The sequence below is a fragment of the Streptomyces sp. NPDC051976 genome (assembly GCF_040680795.1).
Classification (GTDB): Bacteria; Actinomycetota; Actinomycetes; order Streptomycetales; family Streptomycetaceae; genus Actinacidiphila.
The window spans coordinates 239823-265866 of record NZ_JBFAXL010000006.1 but is presented as its reverse complement, the minus strand read 5'-3'; the positions used below and the strand labels follow the sequence as shown (position 1 = coordinate 265866).

Here is a 26044-nt window from a genome sequence, read left to right as displayed (position 1 = left end):
CTTGCACCTCCAGCGGGTGGAGGTCGCAGACTCTGGGGCATGGACGGCGTACAAGCAGGTGCCCCGCTGCTGACGATTGGTGAGCTCGCCCGGCGGACCGGGCTGGCGGTGCGGACCATCCGGTACTGGTCGGAGACCGGGGTGGTTCCGGAGGCCAGGCGCAGTGCGGGTGGGCACCGGCTCTATGACGCGGCGGGAGTGGCGCGGCTCGAATTGGTGGCGACCTTGCGTGAGTTGGGGCTCAGCCACGCCGAGGTCGGGAGGGTGCTGAACCGGGAGAGCACTGTGGCCGAGGTGGCCGCGGTTCATGTCACGGCACTCGACGCCCAGATCACCACGCTACGGCTGCGCCGCGCGGTGCTGTCCGCCATCGCGGCAGGAGATCGAGAGGAGCCAGGGCACATGGACCGTCTGAACCGTATGGCACGGTTGTCGGCGCAGGAGCGGCAGCGGATCATCGACGACTTCGCAGCGCGTGTCTGCGAGGGCCTGGACGCCGAACCCCGCTTGCGGGACCGGTTGCGCGGCGGCGGCCACCGGCTGCCGGACGCTCCGACGCAGGAGCAGTTGGACGCGTGGCTGGAGTTGTCGGAGATGGTGCGGGATCCGCGGTTCCAGCAGATGGCGCGCCGGGCCATGGAGCAGAGTACTGGCGGTCGGGCGAAGGGCGGAGGAGCCGGGCCGTCGGCGGGGCCGGACAGGCACCGTCTGTTCGCCGAGAACCTTGACCGTACGATCGGCGCGGCGATGCGCGAGGGCGTCGCGCCGGACTCGCCCCGAGCCGCCGGGGTTGTGGACCGCCTGCTCGGCGATCCCCTCCCCGAGCGTCGAACGGCCGTCCGTAACCGCCTGCGGGCTCAGCTGGACGCGGGAATTGACGATCGACTGGACCGCTACCGTCGGCTGCTGGCCATCATGCACGGCCAGGAGCCACCGTCTCCCCGCGCGGCTCTGTACGCGTGGCTGGCCGACGCCATCGACGCGGGAGCCGCCCCCCAACCCGCCGTGCCACGCTGATCGGTGGGCTAGCGGGGCACCTGGGCCGTGTCGGCGTACAGCCGGGTGCGCGCGACACGGCCGTTGGCGACCTCGAAGAGCCACAGGTTGTGGAACACCACGGGAACGCCGGTCGCTTTGGGTACGGCCGTGTTGGTCAGCTGGACCGCGAAGTGGCCTTCGGCCTCGATCACTTGGTCGACCCGGCTGCTGAACGACTCCCACACGTCCGTGCCGCCGGGGGGTTTGGCGAAGAAGTCCTCGAATGCCTTGGGGCCGGTGTAGTCGCCGCCGTAGGGCAGTGACTCGGGGAGCGACATGACGAAGTCGTCCCGCAGCATCGGCAGGAGGCGGCTGCTGTCGCGGTGCGCGAACAACTCGGTGAGGGCGTAGGTGATTTCGTCCTTCGTGTAGACCTCCCGTGAGCCGGGATTCGCGGCGGCGGCGTCGAGTGCCTCGACCGCGACGACGTCGGTCCCGATGACGCCGTCGGCGAAGGAGAAGTTCTCCGGCGGGGTGAGTGTCATCATCACGAAGACGTCCGCCGGGCTGATGCCCGGATCGACTCCGAGCAGCCGCACCAGCTCGGCGTAGAAACGGCGCTTGGCCCGCGGGCCGCGCTCGAGGCCGTGGGTGATCCGGATGACCGTCCAGTCCTGCGAGCGCGGCCCGCCCCGGAACTCGCGGGGGAAGACCATCGCGCGCTGCTCGAACTCGTGGATGAGCTGGAAGTCGTCGTCCGGCTTCATGCCGAGTGCGGAGACCAGCGCGTCGTGGACCGCCCGGGACACCGCGTGGTGGTACGCGGGCGACTTGCCGCGGACGAGTGAGATGTCGGCGAAAGGCATGATCAGTCCTCTCCTGGGTCGGCTCGGGCCGAGGGAGTGGGTAGCCGGAGCGCCTCTACTATGCATGCCATCATACCTAGCTCGCCAGAGTCGGGCAGGGGATGTGGCCCTGGTTTGGCCGCTCGGCGCACGATGTATCGGCTCTGTACTATGTAAGCTGGCATACCTTCTATGGCTACGGGACGGCACATCGATGGGGCAGCGGTCCGACGCGAGACAGAAGATGGTGCAGGCGGCCAAGCAGCTCATGCGGGAGCGCGGATACAACGCGACGGCCTTCTCGGATGTGCTCAAGCTCAGCGGCGCCCCGCGCGGCTCGGTCTACTTCCACTTCCCCGGCGGCAAGACGGAACTGGCGATCGAGGCTGCCGCGGCGCATGCCCATGAGCAGGTGGAGCTGATCGACCGGGCCGCCGAGCAGGCGGACAGCGCCGCACGGCTCGTCGAGATCTATGTGGGCCTCGGCCGCGAGGGCATGGTCGCCAGCGGATACGCGCGCGGCTGCGGGATCGCCCCGCTGGTCACCGAAGGCGCCGCCCAGGAATCGGACGAGGTGGCCGAGGCGAGCCGCCAGTCGTTCGCCGAGATGGTCGACCGGCTCACTTATCACTTCGTCGCGTTCGGCCTTGAGCGGCCCACGGCACGCACCCTCGCCAACGCCGTGATCGCGGGCGTCGAGGGAGCGATGGTCACCGCCCGCGCCCAGCGCAGCCCGGCCCCGTACGACGCCGTGCACACCACGCTGACCCACTACGCGGCGAGCGTGTCGCCCAGAAGCCCCGGCCGGCAGCGCGGCTAGCGGCGGGGGGCCTGGCCTCCAGCGGCCGGTGCCGGGTGGAGGCCCGGCCCGGCCGCACCCGTCGAGCGCTCCCCGCTACCCGAGCGTGAGCATGGCCTGAGCGATCTCGCCGACCGAGGCGGCCGGGATCGCGGTGGCGGCCTCCTCCAGGACCAGCAGCCGTGCCCCGGGGATCTCGCGGGCGAGCGCCTCGCCGTTGCCGACGGGGAAGAAGCGGTCGCGGCGGCCGTGGACGACGAGGGTGGGGACGCCGATCCCGGGGAGGCGTTCGCGCCAGCGGGGTGTGCAGTCGAGCGCGGCGAACACCGTGCCGATCTGGTTGGCCAGCTGGACCGGGGGCGCGGTGCCCGGCGTACGGTCCCAGACGCGTGCGGCGGTCGCGCGTGCGGCGGCGGGGTCGTCCCCGAGGATCAGCGCGCCGGCGGCGGCGAAGTCTGCCACGGCCTCGCGGTCGGCCCAGTCGGGCATCGGACGGGTGAAGAGCTGGCCCATCGCCGCCTGGTCGTGGTCGGGGAGGTCGTCGTCGGGCGGGCCCGGGGCCACGGCGCGGGTGCCGACCAGGGTGAGCGCCGAGAACGCGCCCGGATGGTCGAGCACGGCCACCTGGGCGACCATCCCGCCGACGCCTATCCCCGCGAGGTGGGCAGGCCGCCCGCCGAGGGCGTCCACGAGCGCCTCCGCGTCGGCGGCGAGGTCGCGCAGGGTGTAGGCGGGCGCCTGCGGATCCGCCGTCGTCGACGCACCGCTGTCGCGCAGGTCGTAGCGCACCACCCGGCGTCCGCCCGCGGCCAGGCGCTCGCACAGCGCGTCGGGCCAGGAGAGCATCGTCGGTGAGCCCACGAGCAGGACCAGTGGCGCGTCGTCGGCACCGAAGGACTCGATGCCCACATCGATCTTGTTGGCCTGGACTGTGGTCATCGGCTCACCGCCGGACGTCGTAGGGCCGCGGTGTGGCCGTCGGAGGAGACGGCGATGTCAGTGACGGTTCGTGTCATGCCAGGGCAGACTCGTTCCGCCGTCCAAACTCATCGCTACGGCTACGGCTACGGCTTCGCCTGCGGCTCGGCCTGTTCGGGCGGCTCTTCCCGGCGGCGCGCCTTCGGGGCGCGTCTGATGGCGATGATCGCCGCGTCGTCGCCGAGCCGCCCTCCGCTGTAGGCCAGCAGGTCTTTGCGCAGGTGGCTGACCAGGGCCTCCGGGGGGCAGGTCGTCCAGCGGGCCGCGCGCTCGGGGAGGGGATAGAAGACGCCCTCGCCGTCGCGGGCCTCGGTCACTCCGTCGGTGTAGAGCAGCAGCGTGTCGTCCGGCTCGAAGGCGATCGTCATGTTGCCGCCGGTGCTGGGTGCCAGGGCCTGGACTCCGAGGGGAGGGAGCGCTTCGGTCTCCAGGAGGTGCAGGGTTCCGTCGTGCAGGAGCAGGGGCGGGGGGTGGCCGCAGTTGATCAGGCGGGCGACGGGCTCGTCGTCGGGGATGTCGAGGAGCTGAGCGGTGATGAAGTGTTCGCCGGTCTCGTCTCCGGTGGCGGCGAAGTCGACGAGGTAGCGCTGGACGTGCTGGTTGAGGATGCGCGCGACGTCGGTCAGGTCGGGGCGCAGGGCCGCGACCAGGCGGAAGGCGCTCAGCAGCAGCGCGGCCTCGCCCACGGCCGCGAGTCCCTTGCCGCGGACGTCGCCGATCAGGATGCGGGTGCCGGTTTCGGTCCGGGTGGCGGTGTAGAGGTCTCCGCCGATCTGGGCCTCGGTCTCGGCGGCCAGGTACATGCTGGCGATCTGCAGCGGACCGATCCGGTCGGGTAGAGGGCGCAGCAGGGCACGCTGGGCGGACTCGGCGATGGACTGCGCGTGGGCGAGCTCCCGGCGGCGGCGCTCACGTACCACTGTGAAGATCACGATCAGTACTGAGAGGACGGTCAGTGCGCAGATCTGGGCCAGATGGTTCGCGGTGGTCAGTCCGCCGTGCAGGACGGCTATCAGCACCTGCGCCGTCACCGCGAGGGCCCCGATGGCGGCGGTGGCCTTGGGACCGGCGAACGACGGGGTCAGCGCGGGTGCGATCACCAGCAGCGGCCCGAGGTGGATGTCGGTGGGCGAACGGACGTCGATCACGGCGATCAGGACGATCAGCGCGATCGGGAACAGCAGCAGCCACCCGTTCCGCCGCCATGGCCCCTCTTCGCCATCCCCCCGAGCCCACACGTCCATGAACCAACTGTGCGCCGGGCCGCCGCCCGCCGCATGCTCAGACGACGCCGGTGAACCGGTCTTCGACGTAACTCTTGCGTGCCTCGTCGCCGCGCTCGGTGGCCAGGTACCGAGACCAGGCCTGTGTCTCGTGCCCGGCGGCGCCGGCTGCCCCCGGGTCCGGCGAGCGTCGTCCGCGGTGCGATCAGGGGGCGAGTTCGACGAGGGGGCGGCCGAGGGCGGTCATCCATTGGGCCGCGGTGGTCATGGTGGCCGCGAGCCCGGTGGAGATGGCCGTGAGGGTGGCCGCGCTGAGCTCGCCGGCCGCGGTGGCTCCGGCGGCGATGCCCGCGGCGGCGGGTTGGAGGAGGGCGGCGAGTTCGAGTCCGGCGACCACGGGGGCGAGGTAGACGGCCAGGGCCACGAGCAGGCCGGCGCCGGTGAGGATGGCGGCGGCGCGCAGGAGGTCGCGGTCCTGGGGGATGCGGTTGAGGTAGGCGTCGTTGAGCCACGGGGTGAGAGTGACACCGTATGCGGTGCGGGTGCCCTGGCGGCGCAGGCGTTCCTGTTCGACGAGCTTCTTCACGACGACGGGGAGGGCCACGGCGTCGAGGGGCATGGAGTGGATCTCGTAGAGGAGCAGGCCGTCGGTGCCGTCGGGGTAGGGGTACCAGAAGGTCGGCTCGAAGCAGATCCACTCGACGTACGTGATGTTGGCTTCCGTACGCGGCGGCAGGGGCACGATGCGCTGCAGCATTCCGCGCGGGCGCCAAGTGGTCGGGCCCGCTTTGACGTTGTAGGAGCTGAGGCTGAACGCGCTCTTCACGGCAGGGTCGATGGCCTTGATGATCTGCTCGAACTTGCTGACCCGGTACTTGATGTCCTCCTTGAGGGTCTGCGCCGCCTGGTTGTTGGTGGTCACCTCGGCGAACTCGATGAGGAGGTCGTACCCCTGGGGCGGGCGGGCGCAGAATCCGATGATGTCGGGGCGCAGTGAGCCACCGGCCTTGTAGTCCTTGCGGAACTCCTTGGTCATCCTGGCGAGCATGTCGTCGGCGGCGGCGATGCCGGTGAGCATGCGGGTGTAGTCGTTCTCGGCCAGGACGAACGACCAACTGGGGTACTGGTACTTGAAGTAGTCGTAGAAGTAGCCGAACATCGCCGTCTGGGCCCACTGCCATTCCATGGTGCCCTGTTCGCCCTTCTGCGTACCCGTGACGCGTCCGGCTCCGCCCTGGCGCAGGAACTGTCCCACTCCGGGGCAGATGGTCAGCCGCTGGATGTCGAGCTGGGAGGTCATGGCGGCGCCCTCAGGAGATGGTCGACAGATTGCTGGTGACGGCGATGTCGGTGCCCGAGGTGGGGGTGTACTCGTTCCACTCGGCGATCAGTTCGCCCTTCTCGCCCGGCTGCATGACGGGGATCGGGGCGGCGGCGGTGCCGGCGTGGGGCTTGGTGAGCCTGGCGACCTGGAGGTGGTTGCCGTCGGGGATGGCGGTGACCACTTGCGCTTCCTGGTTGTCCTGCGTGTCGCGTACGGAGTCGATGAGGACGCTGAGGCCGACGACGAACCCGTCGCTGGAGGCGACCGGGAGGGTGACCGGCTGGGAGCTGGGGTTCAGGGCCGCGGGGCAGGTGGTGAAGACCGCGTCCTCCAGCCGGGTCGCGGTGCGGCCCGGGTTGGCGGGCGGGATGCCGGGGTAGTTGCGGTCGTCGTAGGCGGCGATCTCCTGCGCGATGGTCCAGTACGGGGAGGGGGAGGGGGGCTGGGTGGGGTCGTCGATCACCCCGTTCTCGACGAAGTTCACCCACCGGGTCTCCCAGCCCTTGCGGACCGTGAGCACCACCCGTGCGCTGCCGGCGCGCAGGAACGCCTGCCGGTTGGGGTCGGGGTGCTGGATCTCGCGGATGAACGCCCAGCTCTCGGGGAGGTCCCAGAAGTAGGAGTAGAGGAAGCTGACGACGTTCTCCCACTCGATGGCCTGGTTGACGAAGCGGACGACGTCCTCGTACTGCTGCACCAGGGTCCACAGCGCGGTGCCCGCGGTGACGGTGTTGCTGTCGAAGCCGGTGCCGTGTGCCACGTCCACCTTCAACGCGGCGAACTGGGCGGCGACTTCGGGGGGCATGGTGGGGAAGCGGCCGCCCAGCAGGTAGCGCAGGACGGCCTTCATGACCTCGTCGCTCTCCTCGCGGCGCAGCGTGAGGGTGTCCACGCCCGTCAGCCGCGTCTCCAGTGCGGCGATGCGGCCCGCGATGTCCTGCTGCTGGGCGTAGTACTGGTTCTGTGCCGCGTTGAACAGCGCGTTCCATACGTCGGACTGCCACTGCTCGACCGCGAGCCTGGTCGGGCGTACGCGTGCGGTGAGCAGCACGGACTGGGTGGAGCACTGGTCCCAGACCAGGACCAGGGTGGGGGAGCCGGTGGCGCCTTCCATGAAGTTCTTGGTGGGGTCGGTGTCCTGCTTGAGCACGGTGCCCGGGGGGAAGGTCAGTTCTCCGAAGGGGTCCCAGGACAGGTTGCTGCCGACGATGGTGAACTGGCCCGAGTGCCCGGAGAAGCTGGTGATGTGGCCGCCGATGGTGATGTCGACGATCTCGTATCCGGCGGGCAGGTTCAGGGTGGTCTTGGTGACGGCGCGGCCGCTGGGCAGCGCTCCCGATTCCACCGGGTAGGTCTGTGCGGGCAGGTCGCCGGGCGGGTGCGGTACGCCTTGGGCGCCGAACCGGTCGGCGAGGACCAGGTAGTGCGGTTCCTTCTGTGTCGGCGGGTGCGTCACCGGCGGCTCGGGGTCCTCGTCGCGGACGTCGGCGGTGATGTCGTTGTGGGCGACGTTGAAGACGAAGGGCCCCAACTGGTTCTTGAGGGCCTCCAGTTCGACGTACGCCTGGCGCATCGACGCCGCGGGTTCCGGCAGCACGATGTCGTACGTCAGGCGCAGCCCGTACCGGTACAGGCGCACCCGCCACTTGCGCATCAGGCTGAAGTAGTCGATCCGGATCGGGTCGGTGCTGCTGGGGTTCCTCAGGGTGCGGGTGGTGCTCTGCGCCGTGCCGGTCTCGGTGGTCGTGGTGATGGTGACCTTGTGCTCCTGCTTGGCGCGGGCGGACGCCTTCTGCGTCAGTGTCGTCGCGTGCTTCCTGCTGTCGGTGGCCGACTGCGACTGCGAGCCCTGGGAGGTGAACCCGGAGGACGCCGAACCGGAGATCACCGGGATGCCGCCGGAGACGGTGCCGGTGATGTTGAACTGGTTGGCGTGCTCCTGTTCGGACGTCGTCGACTGGGACAGCTCGGTGTTGTCGGTGACACCGGTCTCGCTGACGGTCTCCAGCGAGTCGGTGACGATCGAGGTGAACTCCTTCTTCTGGACCGACCACTCCTTCTGCGTCACCGCGGTCTCCTCCAGCGGAGCCAGCGGAATGGTCGCCAGGAGCTCGCCGCGCTCGATCCCGTTCGGCGCCATCTCCAGGCGCTCCAGGTTCATCCAGCCCAGCCGCGGAACGGTGGTGTTGACCTCCAGGCCGCGCAGCGCCACCGCGGCGCTGTGCAGGGCGTGTTGGGCCTCACCGAGGGAGCTGGCCAGCGGGTCCCGGTCTGCTGCCGCGCGGCCCCAGCTGTCGACCTCCTCGCGGCGCAGATCGGCCACCGCCTGCCCGAACTCCCGCAACGCCGAGGTGGGGACGGTCGCGAAGGCCGCCGCGCCGGGCTGCGTCGAGGCCAGTACGCCGGTCTCGAAGGGCGCCACCAGCCCCCGTAAGGAGTCGTTGACAGCCGGCGTACGGCTTGCCACCGCCGCCACCTCGCCTGGCCGCAGGGCCAGTTGGTGCACGAACGCGGCCTTGATGACGGCCTGCCCGATCACCGGCGCAGGAGCGTTGAGCGGGACGAGAGTCGCCTTGTCGAGAGACCGGGACGCATGCGCCAGCAACGGCGCCTGCGGGGGAGGCGGCGGAGGGGTCGGGATCGTCGGGAGAGGCAGCGGCAGGCCGATCGCCTCTGCCGATGAGGACGGAGACGGTGAGGGAGTCGGTGAAGGAGACGGCGGATGAGGGACGGCGGGTGCGGACATCGCTTCGGTCATCTGGGGCTCCTCAACGCGACATTGCGGTCCAATCGCTCATCGTGGCAGGTGTCCCACCGTCACGCAGTCCGTGTTCCGCTGAGCGGAACACGGACCTTCCCGTGACGGTGGGCGGCCTTCAGCGCCGCAGGTGTCGCCGGACGTCGGCGAGCCGTTCGGTGAGGAAGCCGCGCTCGGCGTCGTTGTCGGTGAGCAGCAGGGCCTCCTCGTAGGCGTCGGCCGCCTGCGGCCACTGCTGGAGTTGGCGGAGGAAGTCGGCGCGGGCGGCGCTGAGGTAGCCGTAGGCCGCCAGCGCGGGTTCGTCGGACAGGGGAGCGAGCGCGTCGAGGCCGGCCCGGGGGCCGTCGCGCAGGCCCACGGCGACCGCCCGGTTGAGCTCGACCACGGGTGAGGGCCAGAGCTGGCGCAGGACGTCGTAGAGGCCGACGATCTCCGTCCAGTCCGTGTCCTGCCATGTGGGCGCCTCGGCGTGGACCGCGGCGATGGCGGCCTCGACGGCGTAGCGCGTGGGGGGCCGTCGGCGCAGCGCGTCGGTGAGCAGTGCGACGCCCTCCTCGATCAGTCGGCGGTCCCAGCGGGTGCGGTCCTGTTCCGACAGCAGGAGCAGCCGCCCGGTGCCGGACAGCCGGGTGTCGGCGCGTGCGTCGATGAGCAGCATGAGGGCGAGCAGGGCGCCGACCTCGGTGTCGTTCGGCATGAGCAGATGCAGCATGCGCGCGAGGTTCAGGGCGCTGTCCACCAGGTCGCGGCGCATCAGCTGGGTGCCGGCCGGCGCGGTGTGGCCGGTGGCGAAGACCAGGTGGACGACTTCGAGTACGGCGCCGACCCGTTCCGCCAGTTGGTCCGGGGACGGCACGCGGTAGGGGATGCGGGCCGCGGCGATCTTCTTCTTGGCGCGGGTGATCCGCGCGGCCATGGTCGCTTCCGGCACCAGGAAGGCGCGGGCCACCTCGGCGGTGGACAGCCCGCACACCAACCGCAGCGTCAGGGCGACCTGGGCGTCACGGGACAGCGCGGGGTGGCAGCAGGTGAAGACCAGCCGCAGACGGTCGTCGTCCAGGGCGCTGTCGGGTCCTGGCACCGAGGCGTCGGTGACCAGCAGCGGCAGCGACCGCCGCCACAACTGCTGACGGCGCAGCACGTCCCTGGCCCGGTTGCGCGCGGTGGTCGTCAGCCACGCGGCGGGCCGGTCCGGGACTCCCGAGACCGGCCAGACCTGCAGCGCCTGTGCGTACGCCTCCTGCGTGCAGTCCTCCGCGAGGTCGAGGTCCCGGGTCAGGGCGACGGTGGCGGCGAGTACCCGGGCCCAGTCGCGGCGGTGCGCCTGCGCGACCGCCGCGACGACCTCTTGGCTCATCCGTGCTCCACCACCGGGCGGATCTCCACCCCGCTGTGGCCGGCGGTCGCCTCGTACAGGTGCTTGGCCAGCCCCATCACCTCGTCGAGATCAGCGGCCTCGATCAGGTAGTAGCCGCCCACCGCTTCCTTCGTCTCCAGGAACGGCCCGTCGGTGACGGTGAGCCGCCCTTCGGCGTCCGCGCGCAGCGTGGTGGCCACGCTCGCCGGCTCCAGCGCGTGGGTGTCGAGCACCGCCGCCCCGGCCGCCGCGAACAGGGCGCGGTGCCCGTCGCCGAGCGCCTGCTGCTCCTGCTCGGACATCGCCGCCCACTCCCGCTCGTCGCCGTGAATGAGAAGCAGATACTTCGCCATGTCGGTCATCCCTTCGTACGCGGCCCCGGTGGGCTCGCCTACTGGTACGACGAACACGGCGGCATCGGAATCGACAGTCCCGGAGAAATCTTGCTACACGGGTGCCTCTTCCTACACGGGTGCCTCTTCGCGGATCACGGCGAAGAGGGCCCGGTCGGTGGGGAGGCCGTCGGCGTCGAAGGCACGGTGCCGGCCGAGGTGTTCGACGCGTCCGCCGGCGCAGTTCTTCCGCAGGTACTCCGTGAGCCAGGCGTCGGGCGTCGGCAGCATGGGCGGCAGTCCGAACGACTCGGGCATCTCGTCCTCGCCGCTGTCGAAGAACATGACCTTGCCGGTCCGGGCCCAGAGCCCTTGCAGCAGGTCGGTGGCGGTGTCCAGACCCAGCTCGCGCACCAGGTGGTGCCACAGGGACAGCAGCAGGGTGCAGTCGGTCGCCGGCAGAAGGGCGAGGGTGTCGGGGCGGAACTCCAGGTACGTCACCGCCACGTTGTCCAGGTGGTTCCGGCGTACGGCTGTCGTCGCCGTCCGCACACACTTGAGGTCCGACTCCAGGACGACGGAGGGGATCCCGCGCTGGGCGAGCCTGATCGGGAAGTAGCCGACGTTCGCGCCGACATCCATGGCGCTCCCCACCCCGAGCCGCTCGACGACGGGCTCCATCGCCGCCCACCGCGACTCGGTGCCGATGGAGCGCTTGGCCTTCCGTACGGGCACGCCCGGTACGGGCTGGTACACGCCGTCGGGGAGTGCGTCGAGCTTGACGCGGACCAGATCGATCGCGTCGTCGAACTTACGGCGCGTGCTGAGCATCAGCCGACGCGAGGGGAATCGCTGTTGGAGGCGTACCATCCGCGTGGAAGCCTGGGTTCCGTTCAATTTATCCATGAGTATCTCTGTCGACAGGAGATATTGAGGCTGCTTTATATTGCCACCATTAATGCAATAATACCTTTTGGTCCGGCATTCCGCAATTCGACGGCGAAAAGGAGAAAGCGAAGACTGCCGTGCGTTCCGGCCGGTGGCGACGAGCCAAGATGCGACCTCACCGGTGGGAGAGCACTCTTGAGTGAGTGCAGGTTCACCACGCCTACCGTCCGCGACGCGTGAGGAAGTAGGGGCATGCGATTTTCGGGCCCGCGAACCTCGTCGTCCCGGGACCATGTCGAGATAACGAGTCCGGCCCCCCGGGACAAGTGGCAGCGCCTGGTCGACGTGAGCGACGAGGCGCTGATCACCCAGACCCCGGGCTGGTTGGACTGTATTTGTGCGACCGACCCGTATGAGGATGCCAGTCGCTTTTATGAATTCGACAATGGCGGCGGAATCGTCGTGCCGCTGGCCCGGCGGCGTCGTTGGCCCGGCCAGTTGATCGCCCAGGACGCCTGGCCTTCCGAGTGGGGCATCGGAGGTCCCGTCGCCGCCGAGGCGCCCGGCCCCGGGGAAGCGCGCGCCGTCTTCGGGGATCTGGCCCGCCTTCCCGCGAACCGCGTGTCCGTGCGGTTCGGGCCGAGCGCCGACCCGGCGTGGCTGTCCGCGGCGCCCGCCGACTTCACCACGCTGCCTCACACCACGTACGTCCTGGACCTCGACGGCGGCTTCGGTGACGTCTGGGCGCGCAAATTCCAAGCGTCGGTCAGAACCGCCGTGCGCAAGGGCGAGAAGACGGGGGTCGAGGTGGAGGTCGACCGCACCGGGCGCCTGGTGCCGGCCTTCTACGCGCTCTACCAGCACTCGATCGCGCGGTGGGCGGAGCAGCAGCACGAGCCCCTGGCGCTGGCGCGCTGGCGCCGGAACCGGATCGACCCGCTGCGGAAGTTCCAGACCGTCGCCGAGACGTTCGCCGAGTCGTGCGCGGTGTGGCTGGCCTCGTACCGAGGGCAGCCCGCGGCGGCCATCATGGTGCTCCGGCACGGGCCGCACGCGAAGTACTGGCGCGCCGGAATGGTCAAGGAAGTAGCTGGTCCCACTCGCGCCACCACACTGCTGCACAAGCTCGCCATCGAGGACGCCTGTGCCGCCGGCTGCCGCTTCTACCACCTGGGCGACTCGGTCCCCGATTCCTCCGTCAGCGTCTTCAAGGAACGGCTCGGCGCTCGCGGCCACCCGTCGTACGGCTACCGCCGCGAAGTGCTTCCCCTGACCTCGATCGACGGAGCGCTGCGGGGAGCGGCGAAGCGTCTCATCGGTTTCAAGGACGAATGACATGATCAACACTCCGGCCGGTCCCGCGCACCTCACCACACCGGCGCCACGTGACGTCTGGTGGCAGCTGGCGAGGAAGGACCCCGACACCAACCCCTCGCAGACTCCGCTGTGGATGGACTGCCTGTGCGCCACGGGGCCGTACCGGGACGCGAGCCGTCTCTACGAGTTCGAGCAGGGCGGTCGGCTCGTCCTCCCGCTCGTCGGCAGAAGGCATCGCCTGCAGGTCCTGGACGCGGAGGAGTCCTGGCCGGCGGAGTGGGGCATCGGAGGACCGGTCTGCCCGGGAGGAGTGAGCCCGGCGGAGGCCCGCGTGGTCTTCGCCGATCTCGCGCGGCTGCGTGCGCTGCGGGTCGGCGTGCGGCTGCGGCCCGCCGACCAGGCTCTCTGGGCGGACGCCGCACTCGGCTTCCGTGCCGAGCCGCACATGACGCAGATGGTGGACCTCGACGGCGGCTTCGGCGCGGTCTGGGAGCGCCGCTTCCACCGTCATGTGCGGCGGGAGGTCCGCCATGCCGAGCGCTCGGACGTCGAGGTCGACGTGGACCGTACCGGCCGGCTCGCCCCCGTCTTCTACGACCTGTACCAGAAGTCGATCGTGCGCTGGGCCGAACAGCAGCACGAGCCGCTGGCGTTGGCCCGCTGGCGCAGGACGCGGGAGTTCCCCGAACGGCGGCTGGAAGAGGTCGCCGCCCGGTTCGGTGAGGAGTGCGCCATCTGGGTGGCCTGGCACGACGGAGAGCCCGCCGCGGCGTGTGTGATCCTGCGCCACGGTGGTCACGCCAAGCTGTGGCGCAGCGCCATGGACCGGGAACTGGCCCATCCCGTCCACGCGGTCCCGCTGCTGTACCGGCTGGCCATCGAGGACGCGTGCGCGGCGGACTGCCGGACGTTCGACATGGGGGAGTCCGTCCCGGAGTCCTCGCTCGCCACGTTCAAGGCCGGGTTCGGAGCGGAGAGCTTCGCCTCCCCGCGCTTCGTCCGGGAGCGGCTTCCCGTCTCCGCGGCCGAGCGCCGGGTGCGGACGGCCGTCAAGCGCCTGATCCGCTTCGAGGACCCGTGAGCCCGAGGCGCCGCTTCGACACGCGGTGTTCGTGATCGCCACGACCTGCCACTTGCCGCGATCGGGAGTATCGTCACGTTGGGTATGAGCACCGCATATCGGTCGAAATCGCGTTCCGCCGCCGGAAAGTGGCATCGCCACGACCGAGCCACGGCACGCCAGTGGACGGTACGCCTCGTTCTTCCCGCGGCTCTCGCCCTCTGGCTGCTGTCCCTGCGCCATGTGCACCTGGCCGGGATGCGCGACTACGGTCTGCTGCAGGTGCTGCCGGTGCTCTTCTGGGTCGCTCTCGGCCTGCTCGCCCTCGGCTTCTGCCTCGCGCTGAGCGACCGGCGCACCGCCGGTGGGTGGTTCGTCGGTTACGTGCTCGGCCTGATCGCGGTCATCCACGCGACCCCCACGCTGCTCTACCCGACACTGCGCTACAGCTGGGCGTGGAAGCACGTCGCGGTCGTCGACGCGGTGATCCGCCACCACGGTGCCGTACCCCGCGCGGGCCAGCTCTCCCTGTACAACCAGTGGCCCGGGTTCTTCGACCTGAACGCGTTCTTCCTGCAGGCCACCGGTCTGCACTCGGCGCTCGGCTACGCGACCTGGACCCCGCCCGTCTTCAACGCCGTACTCCTCGCCCCGCTCCTGCTGCTCTACCGGACGGTGACGCGTGACCGGCGGCTGATCTGGGGAGCGGTGTGGATCTACTACTCGTGCTCCTGGGTGGGCCAGGACTACTTCTCCCCGCAGGCTTTCGCCTTCCTGCTCTTCGTGACGCTGATGGCCCTGGTCATGGGGCAGTTGCCCACCTCGGCGCTGTACGGCGCCGGCGACATCCGCACCGACCGCTGGCCCGTGGGCCGGTTCGTGCTGGTCATGGTGCTCGCCGCCGTCATCATCTCCTCGCATCCGCTGACGCCGCTCATGCTGGTCAGTGCCCTTGTGGTGCTGTCGTTCCCGCGCCGCAACCGGCGGGTGGTGCTGCCCGTCCTGGCCGGTGCGGTGCTGCTGGCCGTGGTCTGGGACGCCACCGTCGCCCGCCCGTACCTCTCGGCCAACCTGGGCGACTTCCTGGGCTCGCTGCTGAAACCCGACACCAACGTCGCCTCCGGGCTGGCCGCCCTCGGTACCGCGGCCCCGGGCGAGGTCGTGGTGGCCTGGGTGGACCGCGGCCTGTCCGCCGCGGTCATCCTCCTGGCCGTCATCGCCGTCCTGGTCCGCCCCTGGGTCCGCCGCACCTGCCTGCCGCTGCTCGTGCTCGCACCGCTGCCGGTCCTGACGGCGAACGCCTACGGCGGAGAGATGATCTTCCGCGCCTATCTGTTCGCGCTGCCCGCCGCCGCGTTCCTGATCGCGGCCCTGCTCTTCAAGCGGGGGAGCAGGCCGAGCCTGCGCGTGCTGGCCGTCTATCCGCTGCTGGCCGCCCTGCTCGCCGGGCTCATGTTCGGCTACTACGGCAAGGAATCGGCGAACTACTTCACCAAGGATGAGGTGGCGGCCGGGCGCTACGTCGCGGCCACCGCTCCTCCCGGGTCCACGATCGTCTCCGTCACCTCGGCGGTGCCCGGCTTGTACCTGCGCTACGACCAGAACCCCCAGGTGCAGTTGGACTCGCAGACCCTCAACGACCGGCGGCGCCTGGTGAACGACCCGGTGACGGGCCTGGCGGGGTTCGTCCAGCACGCCACCCCGCAGCGGCCCGCCTACGTCATCCTGAGCCGGGCGCAGGCCGCCGACATCTACGAGAGAGGTGTCCTGCCCGCGAACACCGTGCAGCGCATGGACTCGGACCTGGCCAGGAACCGCGGCTACGTCCCCGTCTACCGCAACAAGGACGCGGTGGTCTACCGGTACGACGGCCCGGGAGCGGGACCATGACCCCGCTGCGCTGGGGGCTCGCACTGTCCGGCTGGGCGGTCTGGGCGGTGGTGACCTTCCTGCCGGACACCGTGGCCCTGCGCACCGTGCTGGTGACGGCGTTCCTGCTGGTCTGCCCCGGCCTGGCGGCCTCCCGGTGGGCCCGGCCGGGCGCGGTGCGCGCCACCGACCGCACGGCGGTTCTGGAAACGGGCGTCCTGTCCGTGACGGTCGGGGTGTCGATGGCGGTGCTCGTGGTGGAGGCCCTGTTCCTGGGCGGCGCGTTCACCGTCACCCGGGCGCTGCTCGCCCTCGCCGCCGCCACCTCCGTGCTGGCCCTGCTGCCCCGGCGCGGGGCTTCCCGGCGCGTGTAGGGCATCGCGGCGGTCCCGCACGCCCGGCCCGCGGCCTGCCTGGCCGGGGCATTCCCGATTATTACGAAAAATCGGCTGTTCACTTGACATCAATCGCAGATCGGGCAAATGTGTATATATACGCTGTAAATATACCGCGAGGGGGGCGCGCACTCGGAGATGCATGACCATGCACAACGACCTGATCATCAGTAGCGAGCGAGAAGCTGAGACTCACGCCACCGTCAGCCTGGTCGTCCCGGCCCTGAACGAGGCGCGCAACATCGCGTGGGTCTTCGAGCAGATCCCGGCATGTGTGGACGAGGTCATCCTCGTCGACGGCGACTCCACCGACGCCACGGTCCCCATGGCACAGCACTGCCTGCCGGCCGTGCGCAACGTGCGGCAGAGCGGCCGCGGCAAGGGCAACGCCCTGCGTACCGGCTTCCTCGAGGCCAAGGGCGACTACGTGGTGATGATGGACGCCGACGGCAGCATGTCGCCGGAGGAGATCCCGCACTTCGTGCACTTCCTCGACCACGGCTACGACTTCGTCAAGGGCTCGCGGTTCATCGCCGGCGGCGGCTCGCTGGACATCACCTTCATCCGCAAGATGGGCAACCAGGTGCTCCTGCTCGCCGCCAACCGGCTGTACCACGCCTGCCTGACCGATCTGTGCTACGGCTTCTGCGCCTTCCGGCGCAGCTTCCTCGACCAACTCGACCTGCACGCCGCCGGGTTCGAGATCGAGGCCGAGATGATCGTGCACGCCCTGCGCTCCGGCCTGCGCATCGCCGAGGTCCCCAGCCTGGAACTGCCCCGCCGCAGCGGCGCCTCGAACCTGCACGCCATATCCGACGGGCGCAGGGTGCTGCACACCCTGCTCTCCGAACGGCCGAGCGCCCACTCCTCCGCCGCCCGGCCCGAAGCGAGCGCGGTGTGAACTCCGCCGCGGTCCGCCCTCCCCACGTCCGGCACCCGGTGACCGTGGTCGACATCGACCTCGCCCGTCCCGGAGAGTTCCGGCTGCCCGGCGACACGGGTCCGGTCCGGCCGTACGGACGGGTCCGCGCGCTCGTACGACTGCACGGCCGCCCCCTGGGCATGGTCAGCGCCGCGGACTCCTCGGGGCCCGACGGCCTGTGGCGGGCGCTGGCCGACACCGCCGAAGTAGAACTGGCCGAACAGCTCACCCGTCTGCACGCCGCGGACAGGGCCGAGCCCTCCGACGGCCGCGTCCGGCACCCGGCGCTCCAGCAGGCACCCGTCATCACCGTCATCGTGGCCACACGCGACCGGCCGGAGAAGCTGCGCCACTGCCTGGACTCGCTGCTGCGCTCCACGTACCCCGAGTTCGATATCCTCGTGGTCGACAACGCCCCGTCCGACGGCGCGGCCGAAGCCCTGGTCCGCGACGACTTCGCCGGACGGGTCCGCTACGTCCGCGAACCCGTCGCCGGACTGGCCCGCGCCCACAACGTGGGGCTGGCCCACGCCCGCGGATCGGTGGTCGCCTTCACCGACGACGACACCCTCGTCGACCCCGGCTGGCTGTCCGCGCTGGCCGGGACGTTCGCCTGCGACCCACTGATCGGGTGCGTCACCGGGCTGATCGTGCCCGCCGAACTGGAGACCCCCGCCCAGCGCGCCCTCGAACGGCAGGGCGGTTTCGCGAAGGGGTACCTGCCGCGCGGCTGGTCGATGGCCGATCCGCCCGAGGACCCGCTGTTCCCGTTCACCGCCGGCCGCTTCGGCTCCGGCGCCAACATGGCTTTCCGTACCGAGGTGCTGCGCACCCTGGGCGGCTTCGACACCGCGACCGGTGCCGGGACCCCCGGCCGGGGCGGTGACGACCTGCTGGCCTTCTTCGAGGTCCTGACGGCCGGTCACACGCTCGCCTACCAGCCCGGCGCCATCGTCTGGCACTGCCATCACCGCACGCAGGACGCCGTGGCCACGCAGGTGTTCGGCTACGGCGCCGGCCTCGGCGCCTATCTCACCGGCGCGCTGCTGAGAAACCCCCGCCGGCTGCCCGCCCTGCTGCGGCGGCTGCCGCGCGGCATCCGCTACGTGCTCACCCGATCCCGCGACCGCGGCGCCGATCCCGAGGCCGGCTGGTCCCGGCGCCTGGCGCTCCTGGAAGTGCGGGGGATGGTCTACGGCCCCTGTGGCTATCTGCGCGGACGTCTCACCGGCGCCGGCAGCGGAAGCTGACAGGTGAGGTGGGTGAGCGGCTTGGACACCGGCCGGGCGGCCGGCGCGGGTGCGCGAAGCACCGGAACGCGACGGCGCCCCCTAGGGATGCTGCGCGCCGGTATCGCCGCCGCGCTCCCCGGCGAACCCGTGCTGCGCACAGGACATGTCCTCGCGGTCAGCTCGCTCGTCAACGCCGGCCTGGGCTTCTTCTTCTGGACCTTCGCGACGCACTTCTACAGCGAGCGGACCGTTGGCCTGAGCTACTCGGCACTGTCCGCGTCCCTCCTGCTCACCAACATCGGGCAGCTCAACCTGAACGACTTCCTGGTGCGGTTCGTGCCGACCGCCGGCCGCCGCACCCGCCGGCTGGTCCTCACCTGCTACGCCGCGAGCACCGCCTTCAGCGTGGTGGTGGCCGTGGTGTTCCTCGCGCTGGTGCCACTCGTCTCGCCGAAGCTGGGGTTCCTGCTGAACCCGGTCGCCGCGGTCAGCTTCGTGGTGGCGACCGCCGGTTACGCCGTCTTCGTGCTCCAGGACGGCGCGCTCACCGCGGTCCGCATGCCGGGGTGGGTCGTGGGCGAGAACCTGATCTTCGCCGTCGTGAAGATCCTGCTGCTCGCTCTCGGCGCCGCCCTGGGCCTGTTCGCCGGGATACTGCTGTCGTGGGCGGGAGCGCTCGTCGTCTCGCTGATCGTGGCCAACTCCGTGCTGATGGGCAGAGGCATTCCCCGGCACGAGCGCGAAGCGAGCACCGCCCCACCGCCACCGCGCATGCTCGGCTACGCCGCGGCCGACTACTTCGGCTCCCTGTTCCGGGGCGCCGGATACACCGTGGTACCGCTGATCGTGCTGAACAACCGTGGCGCCGAGCAGAGCGCCTACTACGCCGTGGCCTGGGGCGTCGCCTACGTGCCCTACCTGATCGCCCGCAACATGGGCACATCGCTGCTCGCGGAGTCCATGCGCGGGCCCCAACGCCTGGTGGAGCACTCCCTGCGCGTCCTGCGCCACTCCGGTCTGCTGCTGGGTGCCATCACCGTCGTCCTGGTCGTCGCCGCCCCGCAGATCCTGTCGCTCTTCGGTCCCGCGTACGCGGCCCACGGAACCATGCTGCTGCGGCTGCTGGCGCTGTCCGCGCTGCCGAACCTGCTGCTGAGCGTGGCCATCGACGTGGCCAGGGTGCGCCGGCGCCTGCGCTGGGCCGTGACGTTGCAGGCGGTGATGTGCGTCATGGTGCTCGGGCTCACCCATCTGCTGCTGCCGGTGCTCGGCCTCTCGGGCGCGGGCCTCGCCTGGCTCGCCACCCAGTCCGTGATCGCCCTCTATCTGCTCCTGACCTGGTCCCGCTGGCTCGTCCCCGTCAACGAAGGGTCATCATGAACAGCGCACCGCCCCTTGAACGCACCGCGCCCACCTTGTCGGTGGTCATCTGCGCCTACACCCTCGACCGCTGGGACGACATACGCGCCGCGGTCGGCTCGGTGCGGGTCCAGGACCCGCCCGCTGACGAGATCGTGCTGGTGGTCGACCACAACCAGGCCCTCCTGGAGCGGGCCCAGCGGGAGCTCTCGGGCGTCCGCGTGGTGCCCAACCAGCGGCGGCGCGGTCTGTCCGGGGGCCGCAACACCGGGGTGGCGGCCTCCCGTACCGACGTGGTGGCCTTCCTCGACGACGACGCCACCGCGGAGGAGGGGTGGACGGCCCGTCTGCTGGCGCCCTACGGCGACCCCCGTGTGGTGGGCGTCGGCGGGTTCGTCCGGCCGTGGTGGGTGACCGGGCGGCCGGCGTGGTTCCCGCCGGAGTTCGACTGGGTGGTGGGCTGTTCCTACCGGGGACAGCCCCGGCAGGCGGCCCGCGTCCGCAACTTCATCGGCGCCAACATGTCCTACCGCAGAAGTGAACTGCTCGCCGTCGGCGGCTTCTTCGACGCCTTCGGGCGCGTGGGGAGCCGTCCGGTGGCAAGCTGCGACGAGACGGACCTGTGCCTGCGGATCGCCGCCCGCGACCCCGAGGCCGTCCTGCTGTACGCGCCGGGCGCCGCGATCCGGCACCGGGTCCCCGCGACCCGCACCAGCTGGGCCTACTTCCGCAACCGCTGCTACATCGAAGGGCTGTCCAAGGCGCTGGTGGCACGGCGCTGCGGCAGCGGACCGGCGCTGGCCAGCGAGCGCGCGTACCTGCGGTCGACCCTCCCACGGGCCCTGGCCCGCAACGCGACCCGGATCCGGCGCCCCGGCGCGCTGCGCACGATCGCGGCGCTGTCCGGGGGAGTGTGCGCGACCGTGGCCGGGTACGTCGTCGGCTCGGTCCGGCCGTTGGGCGCACCGGCCCTGTCCCGGGGGCCGCGGGGAGCGGCGCGGCCCACGACGAAGGCCCGGCCATGAGTGTCGTACCCGTCTTCCTGTACCACGCGGTGTCGCACACCTCACCGCCGTGGCTGGCGCCGTACACGGTGAGCCCGCGGACGTTCGTGGAGCAGCTGGACATGATCGCCGACAGCGGGCTGCGCGTGGTCCCGTTGCGGCGACTGGTCGCCTCTCTGCGCGGCGGCCCCGCGCTGCCGGCCCGGTCCGCGGTGCTGACCTTCGACGACGGGTACGCGGACTTCGCCGCCACGGTGGCTCCGCTGCTGGCCGCACGGGGACTGCCCTCGACGCTGTACGTGACCACGGGCGCCCTGACAGGTGCCGGAGCTCCGCCGGGCGGCGGGCCGTTCCCTTCCGTGCCGACACTGAGCTGGGCCCAGGTCAGGGAGTTGGACGCGGCGGGTGTCGAGATCGGCGGGCACACCGTCACGCATCCGCAGCTCGACACGCTGTCCCGGGCGTCGGTACGGGAGGAGGTGGCCGGGTGCAAGCGGCGGATCGAGGACGCGCTCGGGCACCGCGTCGACTCCTTCGCCTACCCGCACGGCTACTCCAGCCGTACTGTTCGCGCGGTGGTGGGGGAGGCCGGGTGGACGTCGGCGGCCGCCATCCGGTCGGCGTCGGCGTTCAGTTCGGAGCGGGACGACCCGCTGCGGTTCGGCCGGCTCATGGTCCTGGCCGACACCGGACGGGACCGCTTCGCGCTGTGGACCCGTGGTGAGGGGGCCCCGGTGGCGCCGTTCGCCGAGGGACTGCGGACCAGGGGCTGGCGCGCGTACCGCCGGGCGAGAGCGATGACCGGGCGGCCCTACCGGGCGCTGCCCGCCTGACGCAAGAGCCGTAGGCGCACGGCCCGCTGACGGTGTGTCAGTGCTGCCAGACCCGGACCCAGTCCACGCCCATCTGCGCCGAGTTGGTGCCCGGGGGCGGGGTGCTGGGGAGGCCGACGGCCAGGTTGAGCAGGACCTCCATGGGCACGTGGGGGATGCGCTCGGGGTCGGTCACCCGGAACCGCTCGACCCCGTCGACGTACCAGACGAGCTTGTCCTTCTCCCAGTCCACCGAGAAGACGTGGTAGCCGCCGGGAAATCCGGTGTGGGCAAAGGTGCCGCGTTGCTTCCTGGCGTCGCCGTCGGCGTTGCGCCAGTGCACGAACATCCCCAGCCGGTCCGTGGTGCCGAGGAACTCCATGATGTCGATCTCGGGCGGGGTGTAGCGGCTCGCGGGCATCATCCAGAACTCCGGTGTCATCCCGCCCTGCGCCGGGATGCGGATCGCCGCCTCGAAGTAGCCGTAGGTGAAGGTCTCCCGGGGCTGGGCGTACCAGTTGTCCCGGCCGGTGGAGACCATGCCGGACGTCCAGGGGTAGACCTTTCCGTCGCTGCCACGGGTCGCCCGGCGCTCCGCGCTGAGGGTCAGTTTCCCCCCGCCCACGGCCACCTGACCGGGCTGGTACCACTCCAGTTCGTTGTTGGAGGTGATGGTGCAGCCGTGGTCGTTCCAGTCGTAACACGTGGCCCAGCGGCCCTTGTCGAGACGTGAGCCGTTGAAGTCGTCATGGAAGACCAGCCGCCAGTTGCCGGGCGCCGCGGGCTGGGTTCCCCCGGCCGCGGGCGAGGTGCCGGAGGCACCGCATGCCACCAGCAGCAGCATGAGCACACCGAGCAGCACCGCTCCCCGTGACCTCATGACCGGGTGCGGGTCCCGGCCGCGACGGAGCGCGCCACCCGGCGCGCGGCGAATCCGGTGCCGGCGACGAACCGCAGCACGGGGCCGAAGGTGGGGGCGGCGGCCAGGCCGGTGAAGTACAGCCCGGGCACGGAGGACTCGAAGCCCGGTGACAGCCGCGGTGCGCCGTGGAACGTCCTTACCTCCCGGCGCAGTTCGGGTGCCAGCAGCGCGAGCCGGTCGACGTCCACCCGGTAGCCCGTGGCCAGCAGCAGATGGTCGGCCCGCAGCACCTGCGTGCGCCGCCCGGCGTCCATGACCTCCAGGCACACCGCGCCGTCCTCGGCCCTCGCGGAGCGGACCGTACGGCCGCACAGCACGGGGACGTGGCCGTCCACACGGTTGCCCAGCCACCAGGCGCCGGACGGGCCGAGCACCTGGCGCACCAGCCGCATCCGCAGCTCCTGCGGCAGATGGTGGAAGGCGCCGCCGCCGTAGCTGCACGCCAGCAGCGACCAGCCGGGACCCAGCGGCGAGCCGGGCTTGACGATCCGTACCGGGCGCGGCCTTTCGGAGGGCCGGTCGGTGCCGGGCGGGCTGCCGAACGCGACGGACGCGGCGCGGACGAGCACGGTGGGACGGGCCCCGGCCTCGTACAGCAGCGCGGCGCTCTCCAGGGCCGACTGCCCGCCGCCGAGGACGGCGACCCGCTGCCCGGAGAACCGGGTCAGGTCATGGTGCTCACTGGTGTGCGAGACCAGGTCCCGCGGGAGGCGGCCGGTCAGTTCGGCGGGCTCGTGGGCGAACGGGACCTGCCCGGTGGCCATCACCACGTTCTCGGCGAGGAACTCCTCACCGGAGTCCAGGGTGACGGCGAACAGCCCGTCCGCGGGCGCGACACCGCTCACCTGCAGGCGCTCCACTTCCGGGACGCGGCGCTGCTGGAACCACTGCCCGTAGGCGGTCATCTCCTCGACGGGGATGGGATACCGGTCGCCGACGGGACCGAGTCCCCGCGCGGCACGGAAGTCCGCGAGACGGTAGCCGGGCTCCGGCGCGGAGAGGGAGGAGGCGGCGGGGACGGATTTGAGATACATCCCCGCGGGCATGTTGGTGTGCCAGCACCGCATGGGTTCACCGAACACCCGCCGTGGTGTTCCTGCCGCGCTCAGCCAGGCGGCGGTGGCGAGCCCGTAGGGGCCCGTCCCGATGACGACGGTGGGCGGCCGCGCCGGGGCGTTCACGGCCGCGCACCGGCCCAGCGGGCGCATTCGTCGAGCACGGGTGCGACGGTGTGGGTGAGCCACCCGTAGCTGCGGCCGAACCTGGGGGATTTGCGGACGTTGTTCGCCACGTGCCACAGCCAGCTCAGCAGGGGGATCGCCACCGGGTCGTGGACACCGTGGTCCGGGTCCACTCCGGCCAGCGCGAGCAGGGCGCGCTCGGATTCCGGTACGCGGCCGGTGCGCAAGGTCTCGGCGACCAGGCCGCCCAGCGGGCGGCCGGTGAGGGTGCTGCGCAGGGCCACCACGAAGGAGTAGGCGTCGATCTCGCACGGCCCGTCGGCCCGGCCGCTGCTCCAGTCGAAGACACCGGTGACGTGGAGAGGGGCGCCGCCGAGCAGCACGTTGCCGGGGTGGTAGTCACCGTGGGTCCAGCCCTCGGTGAGCTCCGCTCCGGCCAGGGCCGCGTCCAGCCGGTGGCGCAGGGCCTCGAAGGAGGCCGCTCTCCGCCCTGACCGGTAGCGCGGCATTCCGGCCGACAGGTCCGTCAGCTGCGCCTCGCACCAGGCCGGGGCCTTGTCGGCTGCCGTACGGCGGCGCCCGGTGGCGGCCCGCAGGTCCGCCAGCAGGTGCATGGCGGGAGCGATGACGTCGTAGGGGTCGTCGGGGGTGTCCAGGATCAGCCGCTCCGCCGGGATGCCCGGGAGCATGTTCTGGGCGAGGGTGCCGGTGGGCTCGGGGGAGCCGACGACGCGGGGCAGGAGCGCGCGCCAAGGGGCGAGCCGTGGGTCCGCGTCGAGCTCCTGCAGTACTTCCCGTTCCCGTGCGGTGACGGCGGCCCCGGCCTCGTTCCTGGGGTGTTTGACCAGCAGGCTTCCCGCTTCGCGGCGCAGCTCGAACACCAGCAGTCCCGCCTGGGGCAGGGAAGGCCGCCGGACCACGCTGATGTCCCCGGGGGCGGCGCCGCGCATGAGCCAGTGGGCCCGGAGGCGGTCGTCGAGGCCGGCCAGCGCGCGCGGGAAGTACAGGGGCAGCAGACCGGAGAGCGAGGACATCGTGGCGGGTGTCTTCATACCAGACCTTGCCGGGCCGTCCGCGGCGCGACCCGCGCTTGCCGGGGAGAATGAATGGGGACGATCTGTCACCATTGAGTAGATAGAGGATCTTGATCCATGTTAGTCCCTTTCGGGGGGAACTTCCTGGAGAGGGCCGGGTGGTCTTCTTGCTGGACAACGGGGTGCCGGTGCTCCTCGCCAGAATCGGCAACTATCCCCTGCACCACGGCAGCCTGGGCGTGGTGCGCACAGTGGGACGGCTGGGCGTGCCGGTCCACGCCATCGTCGAGGACCGCTTCACCCCGGTCGCCCTCTCCCGCCATCTGACGAGCGGCATCGTATGGCCGACGACCGGCTGCGAGGACCCGGAGCGGCTCGCGGACGGCCTGCTCTCCATCGGCCGGAAGATCGGCACCCGGTGTGTGGCGGTGCCCACCGACGACGAGGCCGCGATCCTGCTCGCGGAGTACGCCGACCGGCTGAAGGAATGCTTCCTGATCCCGCCCGTGCCCGCCCACCTGCCGCGCCTGCTGGCCTGCAAGGCCGGCCTGCACCGGATCTGCGCCGAGACCGGCGTGCCCTCGCCCAGGTCACACGCCCCTGACAGCCGCGACACCCTCATCGACGCCGGGCGCGAACTCGGCTATCCGCTGGTACTCAAGAACCTCGCCCCGTTCAGCCGCCTCCGCACCCCGGCCGTCCGCGGCACCACCACCGTCGTCTCCGGCGAACGCGAGCTGCTCGCCCGCTTCCCGAAGGCCGCGCCGCCGCCCGTCCTGGTGCAGGAGTACATCCCCCGGCAGCAGGCGGAGGACTGGATCACCCACATCTACTGCGGTGCGGGCGGTGTGCCGCGGGTGCTGTTCACCGGCCTGAAACTGCGCTCGTGGCCCCCGTACGCGGGCATGACCGCGCGGGCGGTGGCACTGCGCAACCCCGAACTCGCCCGCCTGGCCGAGCGGCTGTGCCGCCGCATCGGCTACAGCGGACTGGCGGACCTCGACTGGCGCTACGACCGCAGGGACGGTCAGTACAAGCTCGTCGACTTCAACCCGCGCACCGGCGCCCAGTTCCGCCTCTTCGAGAACGTCCACGGCGTCGACGTGGTCCGCGCCATGCACCTCGATCTGACCGGCCGCCCCGTGCCGGACGGTGCCCAGGCCGAGGGCCGGGTCTTCGTCGCCGGGCAGCTGGACTTCGCCTCGGCGGCGGCCTGGCTGCGCCACGAGCGCCGCCTGCCTCCCGACCTCCGCAGCGAGCGCCCGACCGAACGGGCCTGGCTCTGCCGCGACGACCCGCTGCCGTCCGCGGCCGAGGCGGTCCGGTTCGCAGCGCGGGTGACGTGGCGCCTGCTGCGGCCGGAGCGCGCGGAGCCCGCCGGGTGCCGCTGACGAGGCGGACAACGCGATGGGCGCCGACCGCGGGATGCGGCCGGCGCCCAGTGCGCGTGATCTG

At 71.2% G+C, this 26044-nt stretch carries 23 protein-coding genes; 12 read left to right on the top strand and 11 right to left on the bottom strand.

Annotated elements, in window-relative coordinates; genetic code table 11:
* The first annotated feature begins 39 nt into the window (after positions 1 to 39).
* Positions 40 to 1017: a MerR family transcriptional regulator gene (locus AB0M29_RS09890; protein ID WP_365381508.1), complete on the top strand. Its 978-nt coding sequence runs from the start codon at positions 40 to 42 to the stop codon at positions 1015 to 1017.
* Between the two features lie 8 nt (positions 1018 to 1025).
* Here the strand turns inward: AB0M29_RS09890 and AB0M29_RS09885 are convergent, their stop codons facing one another.
* Positions 1026 to 1844: a tautomerase family protein gene (locus AB0M29_RS09885; RefSeq protein ID WP_365381507.1), complete on the bottom strand. Its 819-nt coding sequence runs from the start codon at positions 1842 to 1844 to the stop codon at positions 1026 to 1028.
* A gap of 193 nt (positions 1845 to 2037) precedes the next feature.
* Here AB0M29_RS09885 and AB0M29_RS09880 point away from each other — a divergent pair, with 193 nt between their 5' ends.
* The gene (locus tag AB0M29_RS09880; protein ID WP_365381505.1) at positions 2038 to 2643 is read left to right on the top strand and encodes a TetR/AcrR family transcriptional regulator; all 606 of its coding nucleotides are present in this window, start codon (positions 2038 to 2040) and stop codon (positions 2641 to 2643) included.
* 75 nt (positions 2644 to 2718) lie between these two features.
* Here AB0M29_RS09880 and AB0M29_RS09875 read toward each other — a convergent pair whose 3' ends face one another.
* From AB0M29_RS09875 to AB0M29_RS09845, 7 genes are all read right to left on the bottom strand, one after another.
* Positions 2719 to 3561, bottom strand: coding sequence for an alpha/beta hydrolase (locus tag AB0M29_RS09875; RefSeq protein WP_365381503.1), 843 nt, complete (start codon positions 3559 to 3561; stop codon positions 2719 to 2721).
* Between the two features lie 125 nt (positions 3562 to 3686).
* Entirely contained in the window at positions 3687 to 4844 is a 1158-nt protein-coding gene (locus tag AB0M29_RS09870) for a PP2C family protein-serine/threonine phosphatase (protein ID WP_365381501.1), read from the bottom strand.
* Between the two features lie 184 nt (positions 4845 to 5028).
* Positions 5029 to 6123 (bottom strand): hypothetical protein, encoded by a 1095-nt coding sequence (locus AB0M29_RS09865; RefSeq protein ID WP_365381499.1) that lies wholly within the window; start codon positions 6121 to 6123, stop codon positions 5029 to 5031.
* Positions 6124 to 6133: 10 nt separating this feature from the next.
* Entirely contained in the window at positions 6134 to 8686 is a 2553-nt protein-coding gene (locus AB0M29_RS09860) for a hypothetical protein (RefSeq protein ID WP_365381497.1), read from the bottom strand.
* Between the two features lie 337 nt (positions 8687 to 9023).
* Positions 9024 to 10262, bottom strand: a complete 1239-nt coding sequence (locus tag AB0M29_RS09855; RefSeq protein WP_365381495.1) for a sigma-70 family RNA polymerase sigma factor — start codon at positions 10260 to 10262, stop codon at positions 9024 to 9026.
* Complete coding sequence (locus AB0M29_RS09850) at positions 10259 to 10615, bottom strand: YciI family protein (protein WP_365381494.1); 357 nt, start codon at positions 10613 to 10615, stop codon at positions 10259 to 10261. Before AB0M29_RS09850 ends, AB0M29_RS09855 begins: the two co-directional genes overlap by 4 nt.
* A 111-nt stretch (positions 10616 to 10726) precedes the next feature.
* Positions 10727 to 11425 carry a hypothetical protein gene (locus AB0M29_RS09845; RefSeq protein ID WP_365381492.1) on the bottom strand — a complete coding sequence of 233 codons (699 nt, stop codon included), beginning with the start codon at positions 11423 to 11425 and terminating at the stop codon, positions 10727 to 10729.
* Between the two features lie 309 nt (positions 11426 to 11734).
* Here AB0M29_RS09845 and AB0M29_RS09840 point away from each other — a divergent pair, with 309 nt between their 5' ends.
* The 9 genes from AB0M29_RS09840 to AB0M29_RS09800 all read left to right on the top strand — a co-directional run bounded on the left by AB0M29_RS09840 (position 11735) and on the right by AB0M29_RS09800 (position 21473).
* Positions 11735 to 12817, top strand: a complete 1083-nt coding sequence (locus AB0M29_RS09840) for a GNAT family N-acetyltransferase (RefSeq protein ID WP_365381490.1) — start codon at positions 11735 to 11737, stop codon at positions 12815 to 12817.
* Between the two features lies 1 nt (position 12818).
* Positions 12819 to 13880 (top strand): GNAT family N-acetyltransferase, encoded by a 1062-nt coding sequence (locus tag AB0M29_RS09835; protein ID WP_365381488.1) that lies wholly within the window; start codon positions 12819 to 12821, stop codon positions 13878 to 13880.
* Between the two features lie 84 nt (positions 13881 to 13964).
* The gene (locus AB0M29_RS09830; RefSeq protein ID WP_365381486.1) at positions 13965 to 15749 is read left to right on the top strand and encodes a glycosyltransferase; all 1785 of its coding nucleotides are present in this window, start codon (positions 13965 to 13967) and stop codon (positions 15747 to 15749) included.
* The gene (locus AB0M29_RS09825; protein ID WP_365381484.1) at positions 15746 to 16102 is read left to right on the top strand and encodes a hypothetical protein; all 357 of its coding nucleotides are present in this window, start codon (positions 15746 to 15748) and stop codon (positions 16100 to 16102) included. Before AB0M29_RS09830 ends, AB0M29_RS09825 begins: the two co-directional genes overlap by 4 nt.
* Before the next feature lie 163 nt (positions 16103 to 16265).
* On the top strand, positions 16266 to 17024 hold the full coding sequence (locus AB0M29_RS09820; RefSeq protein ID WP_365381483.1) for a glycosyltransferase family 2 protein: 759 nt from the start codon (positions 16266 to 16268) through the stop codon (positions 17022 to 17024).
* Complete coding sequence (locus AB0M29_RS09815) at positions 17021 to 18295, top strand: glycosyltransferase (protein ID WP_365381482.1); 1275 nt, start codon at positions 17021 to 17023, stop codon at positions 18293 to 18295. Before AB0M29_RS09820 ends, AB0M29_RS09815 begins: the two co-directional genes overlap by 4 nt.
* A 12-nt stretch (positions 18296 to 18307) precedes the next feature.
* On the top strand, positions 18308 to 19657 hold the full coding sequence (locus AB0M29_RS09810) for a hypothetical protein (protein ID WP_365381480.1): 1350 nt from the start codon (positions 18308 to 18310) through the stop codon (positions 19655 to 19657).
* Entirely contained in the window at positions 19654 to 20661 is a 1008-nt protein-coding gene (locus AB0M29_RS09805) for a glycosyltransferase family 2 protein (protein WP_365381479.1), read from the top strand. Before AB0M29_RS09810 ends, AB0M29_RS09805 begins: the two co-directional genes overlap by 4 nt.
* Entirely contained in the window at positions 20658 to 21473 is an 816-nt protein-coding gene (locus tag AB0M29_RS09800) for a polysaccharide deacetylase family protein (protein ID WP_365381477.1), read from the top strand. Before AB0M29_RS09805 ends, AB0M29_RS09800 begins: the two co-directional genes overlap by 4 nt.
* A gap of 37 nt (positions 21474 to 21510) precedes the next feature.
* Here AB0M29_RS09800 and AB0M29_RS09795 read toward each other — a convergent pair whose 3' ends face one another.
* The 3 genes from AB0M29_RS09795 to AB0M29_RS09785 are packed head-to-tail and all read right to left on the bottom strand — an operon-like array spanning position 21511 to position 24607.
* Complete coding sequence (locus tag AB0M29_RS09795) at positions 21511 to 22332, bottom strand: glycoside hydrolase family 16 protein (protein ID WP_365381476.1); 822 nt, start codon at positions 22330 to 22332, stop codon at positions 21511 to 21513.
* Entirely contained in the window at positions 22329 to 23555 is a 1227-nt protein-coding gene (locus AB0M29_RS09790) for an NAD(P)-binding domain-containing protein (RefSeq protein ID WP_365381474.1), read from the bottom strand. Before AB0M29_RS09790 ends, AB0M29_RS09795 begins: the two co-directional genes overlap by 4 nt.
* Positions 23552 to 24607, bottom strand: a complete 1056-nt coding sequence (locus AB0M29_RS09785; RefSeq protein WP_365381472.1) for an aminoglycoside phosphotransferase family protein — start codon at positions 24605 to 24607, stop codon at positions 23552 to 23554. The genes AB0M29_RS09790 and AB0M29_RS09785 overlap by 4 nt, the downstream gene beginning before the upstream one ends.
* A 140-nt stretch (positions 24608 to 24747) precedes the next feature.
* On the opposite strand from AB0M29_RS09785, the gene AB0M29_RS09780 reads away from it, so the two are divergent.
* Positions 24748 to 25980 (top strand): ATP-grasp domain-containing protein, encoded by a 1233-nt coding sequence (locus AB0M29_RS09780; protein ID WP_365381471.1) that lies wholly within the window; start codon positions 24748 to 24750, stop codon positions 25978 to 25980.
* The last annotated feature ends 64 nt before the right edge of the window (positions 25981 to 26044 follow it).

Bases quoted from the DNA above. Each gene is read 5' to 3' on its own strand.
- AB0M29_RS09875 (WP_365381503.1), bottom strand. From the start codon at position 3,561: ATGACCACAGTCCAGGCCAACAAGATCGATGTGGGCATCGAGTCCTTC.
- AB0M29_RS09800 (WP_365381477.1), top strand. From the start codon at position 20,658: ATGAGTGTCGTACCCGTCTTCCTGTACCACGCGGTGTCGCACACCTCA.
- AB0M29_RS09880 (WP_365381505.1), top strand. From the start codon at position 2,038: ATGGGGCAGCGGTCCGACGCGAGACAGAAGATGGTGCAGGCGGCCAAG.
- AB0M29_RS09855 (WP_365381495.1), bottom strand. From the start codon at position 10,262: ATGAGCCAAGAGGTCGTCGCGGCGGTCGCGCAGGCGCACCGCCGCGAC.
- AB0M29_RS09890 (WP_365381508.1), top strand. From the start codon at position 40: ATGGACGGCGTACAAGCAGGTGCCCCGCTGCTGACGATTGGTGAGCTC.
- AB0M29_RS09840 (WP_365381490.1), top strand. From the start codon at position 11,735: ATGCGATTTTCGGGCCCGCGAACCTCGTCGTCCCGGGACCATGTCGAG.
- AB0M29_RS09870 (WP_365381501.1), bottom strand. From the start codon at position 4,844: ATGGACGTGTGGGCTCGGGGGGATGGCGAAGAGGGGCCATGGCGGCGG.
- AB0M29_RS09865 (WP_365381499.1), bottom strand. From the start codon at position 6,123: ATGACCTCCCAGCTCGACATCCAGCGGCTGACCATCTGCCCCGGAGTG.
- AB0M29_RS09795 (WP_365381476.1), bottom strand. From the start codon at position 22,332: ATGAGGTCACGGGGAGCGGTGCTGCTCGGTGTGCTCATGCTGCTGCTG.
- AB0M29_RS09885 (WP_365381507.1), bottom strand. From the start codon at position 1,844: ATGCCTTTCGCCGACATCTCACTCGTCCGCGGCAAGTCGCCCGCGTAC.
- AB0M29_RS09820 (WP_365381483.1), top strand. From the start codon at position 16,266: ATGACCATGCACAACGACCTGATCATCAGTAGCGAGCGAGAAGCTGAG.
- AB0M29_RS09850 (WP_365381494.1), bottom strand. From the start codon at position 10,615: ATGGCGAAGTATCTGCTTCTCATTCACGGCGACGAGCGGGAGTGGGCG.
- AB0M29_RS09845 (WP_365381492.1), bottom strand. From the start codon at position 11,425: ATGCTCAGCACGCGCCGTAAGTTCGACGACGCGATCGATCTGGTCCGC.
- AB0M29_RS09830 (WP_365381486.1), top strand. From the start codon at position 13,965: ATGAGCACCGCATATCGGTCGAAATCGCGTTCCGCCGCCGGAAAGTGG.
- AB0M29_RS09805 (WP_365381479.1), top strand. From the start codon at position 19,654: ATGAACAGCGCACCGCCCCTTGAACGCACCGCGCCCACCTTGTCGGTG.
- AB0M29_RS09785 (WP_365381472.1), bottom strand. From the start codon at position 24,607: ATGAAGACACCCGCCACGATGTCCTCGCTCTCCGGTCTGCTGCCCCTG.
- AB0M29_RS09835 (WP_365381488.1), top strand. From the start codon at position 12,819: ATGATCAACACTCCGGCCGGTCCCGCGCACCTCACCACACCGGCGCCA.
- AB0M29_RS09825 (WP_365381484.1), top strand. From the start codon at position 15,746: ATGACCCCGCTGCGCTGGGGGCTCGCACTGTCCGGCTGGGCGGTCTGG.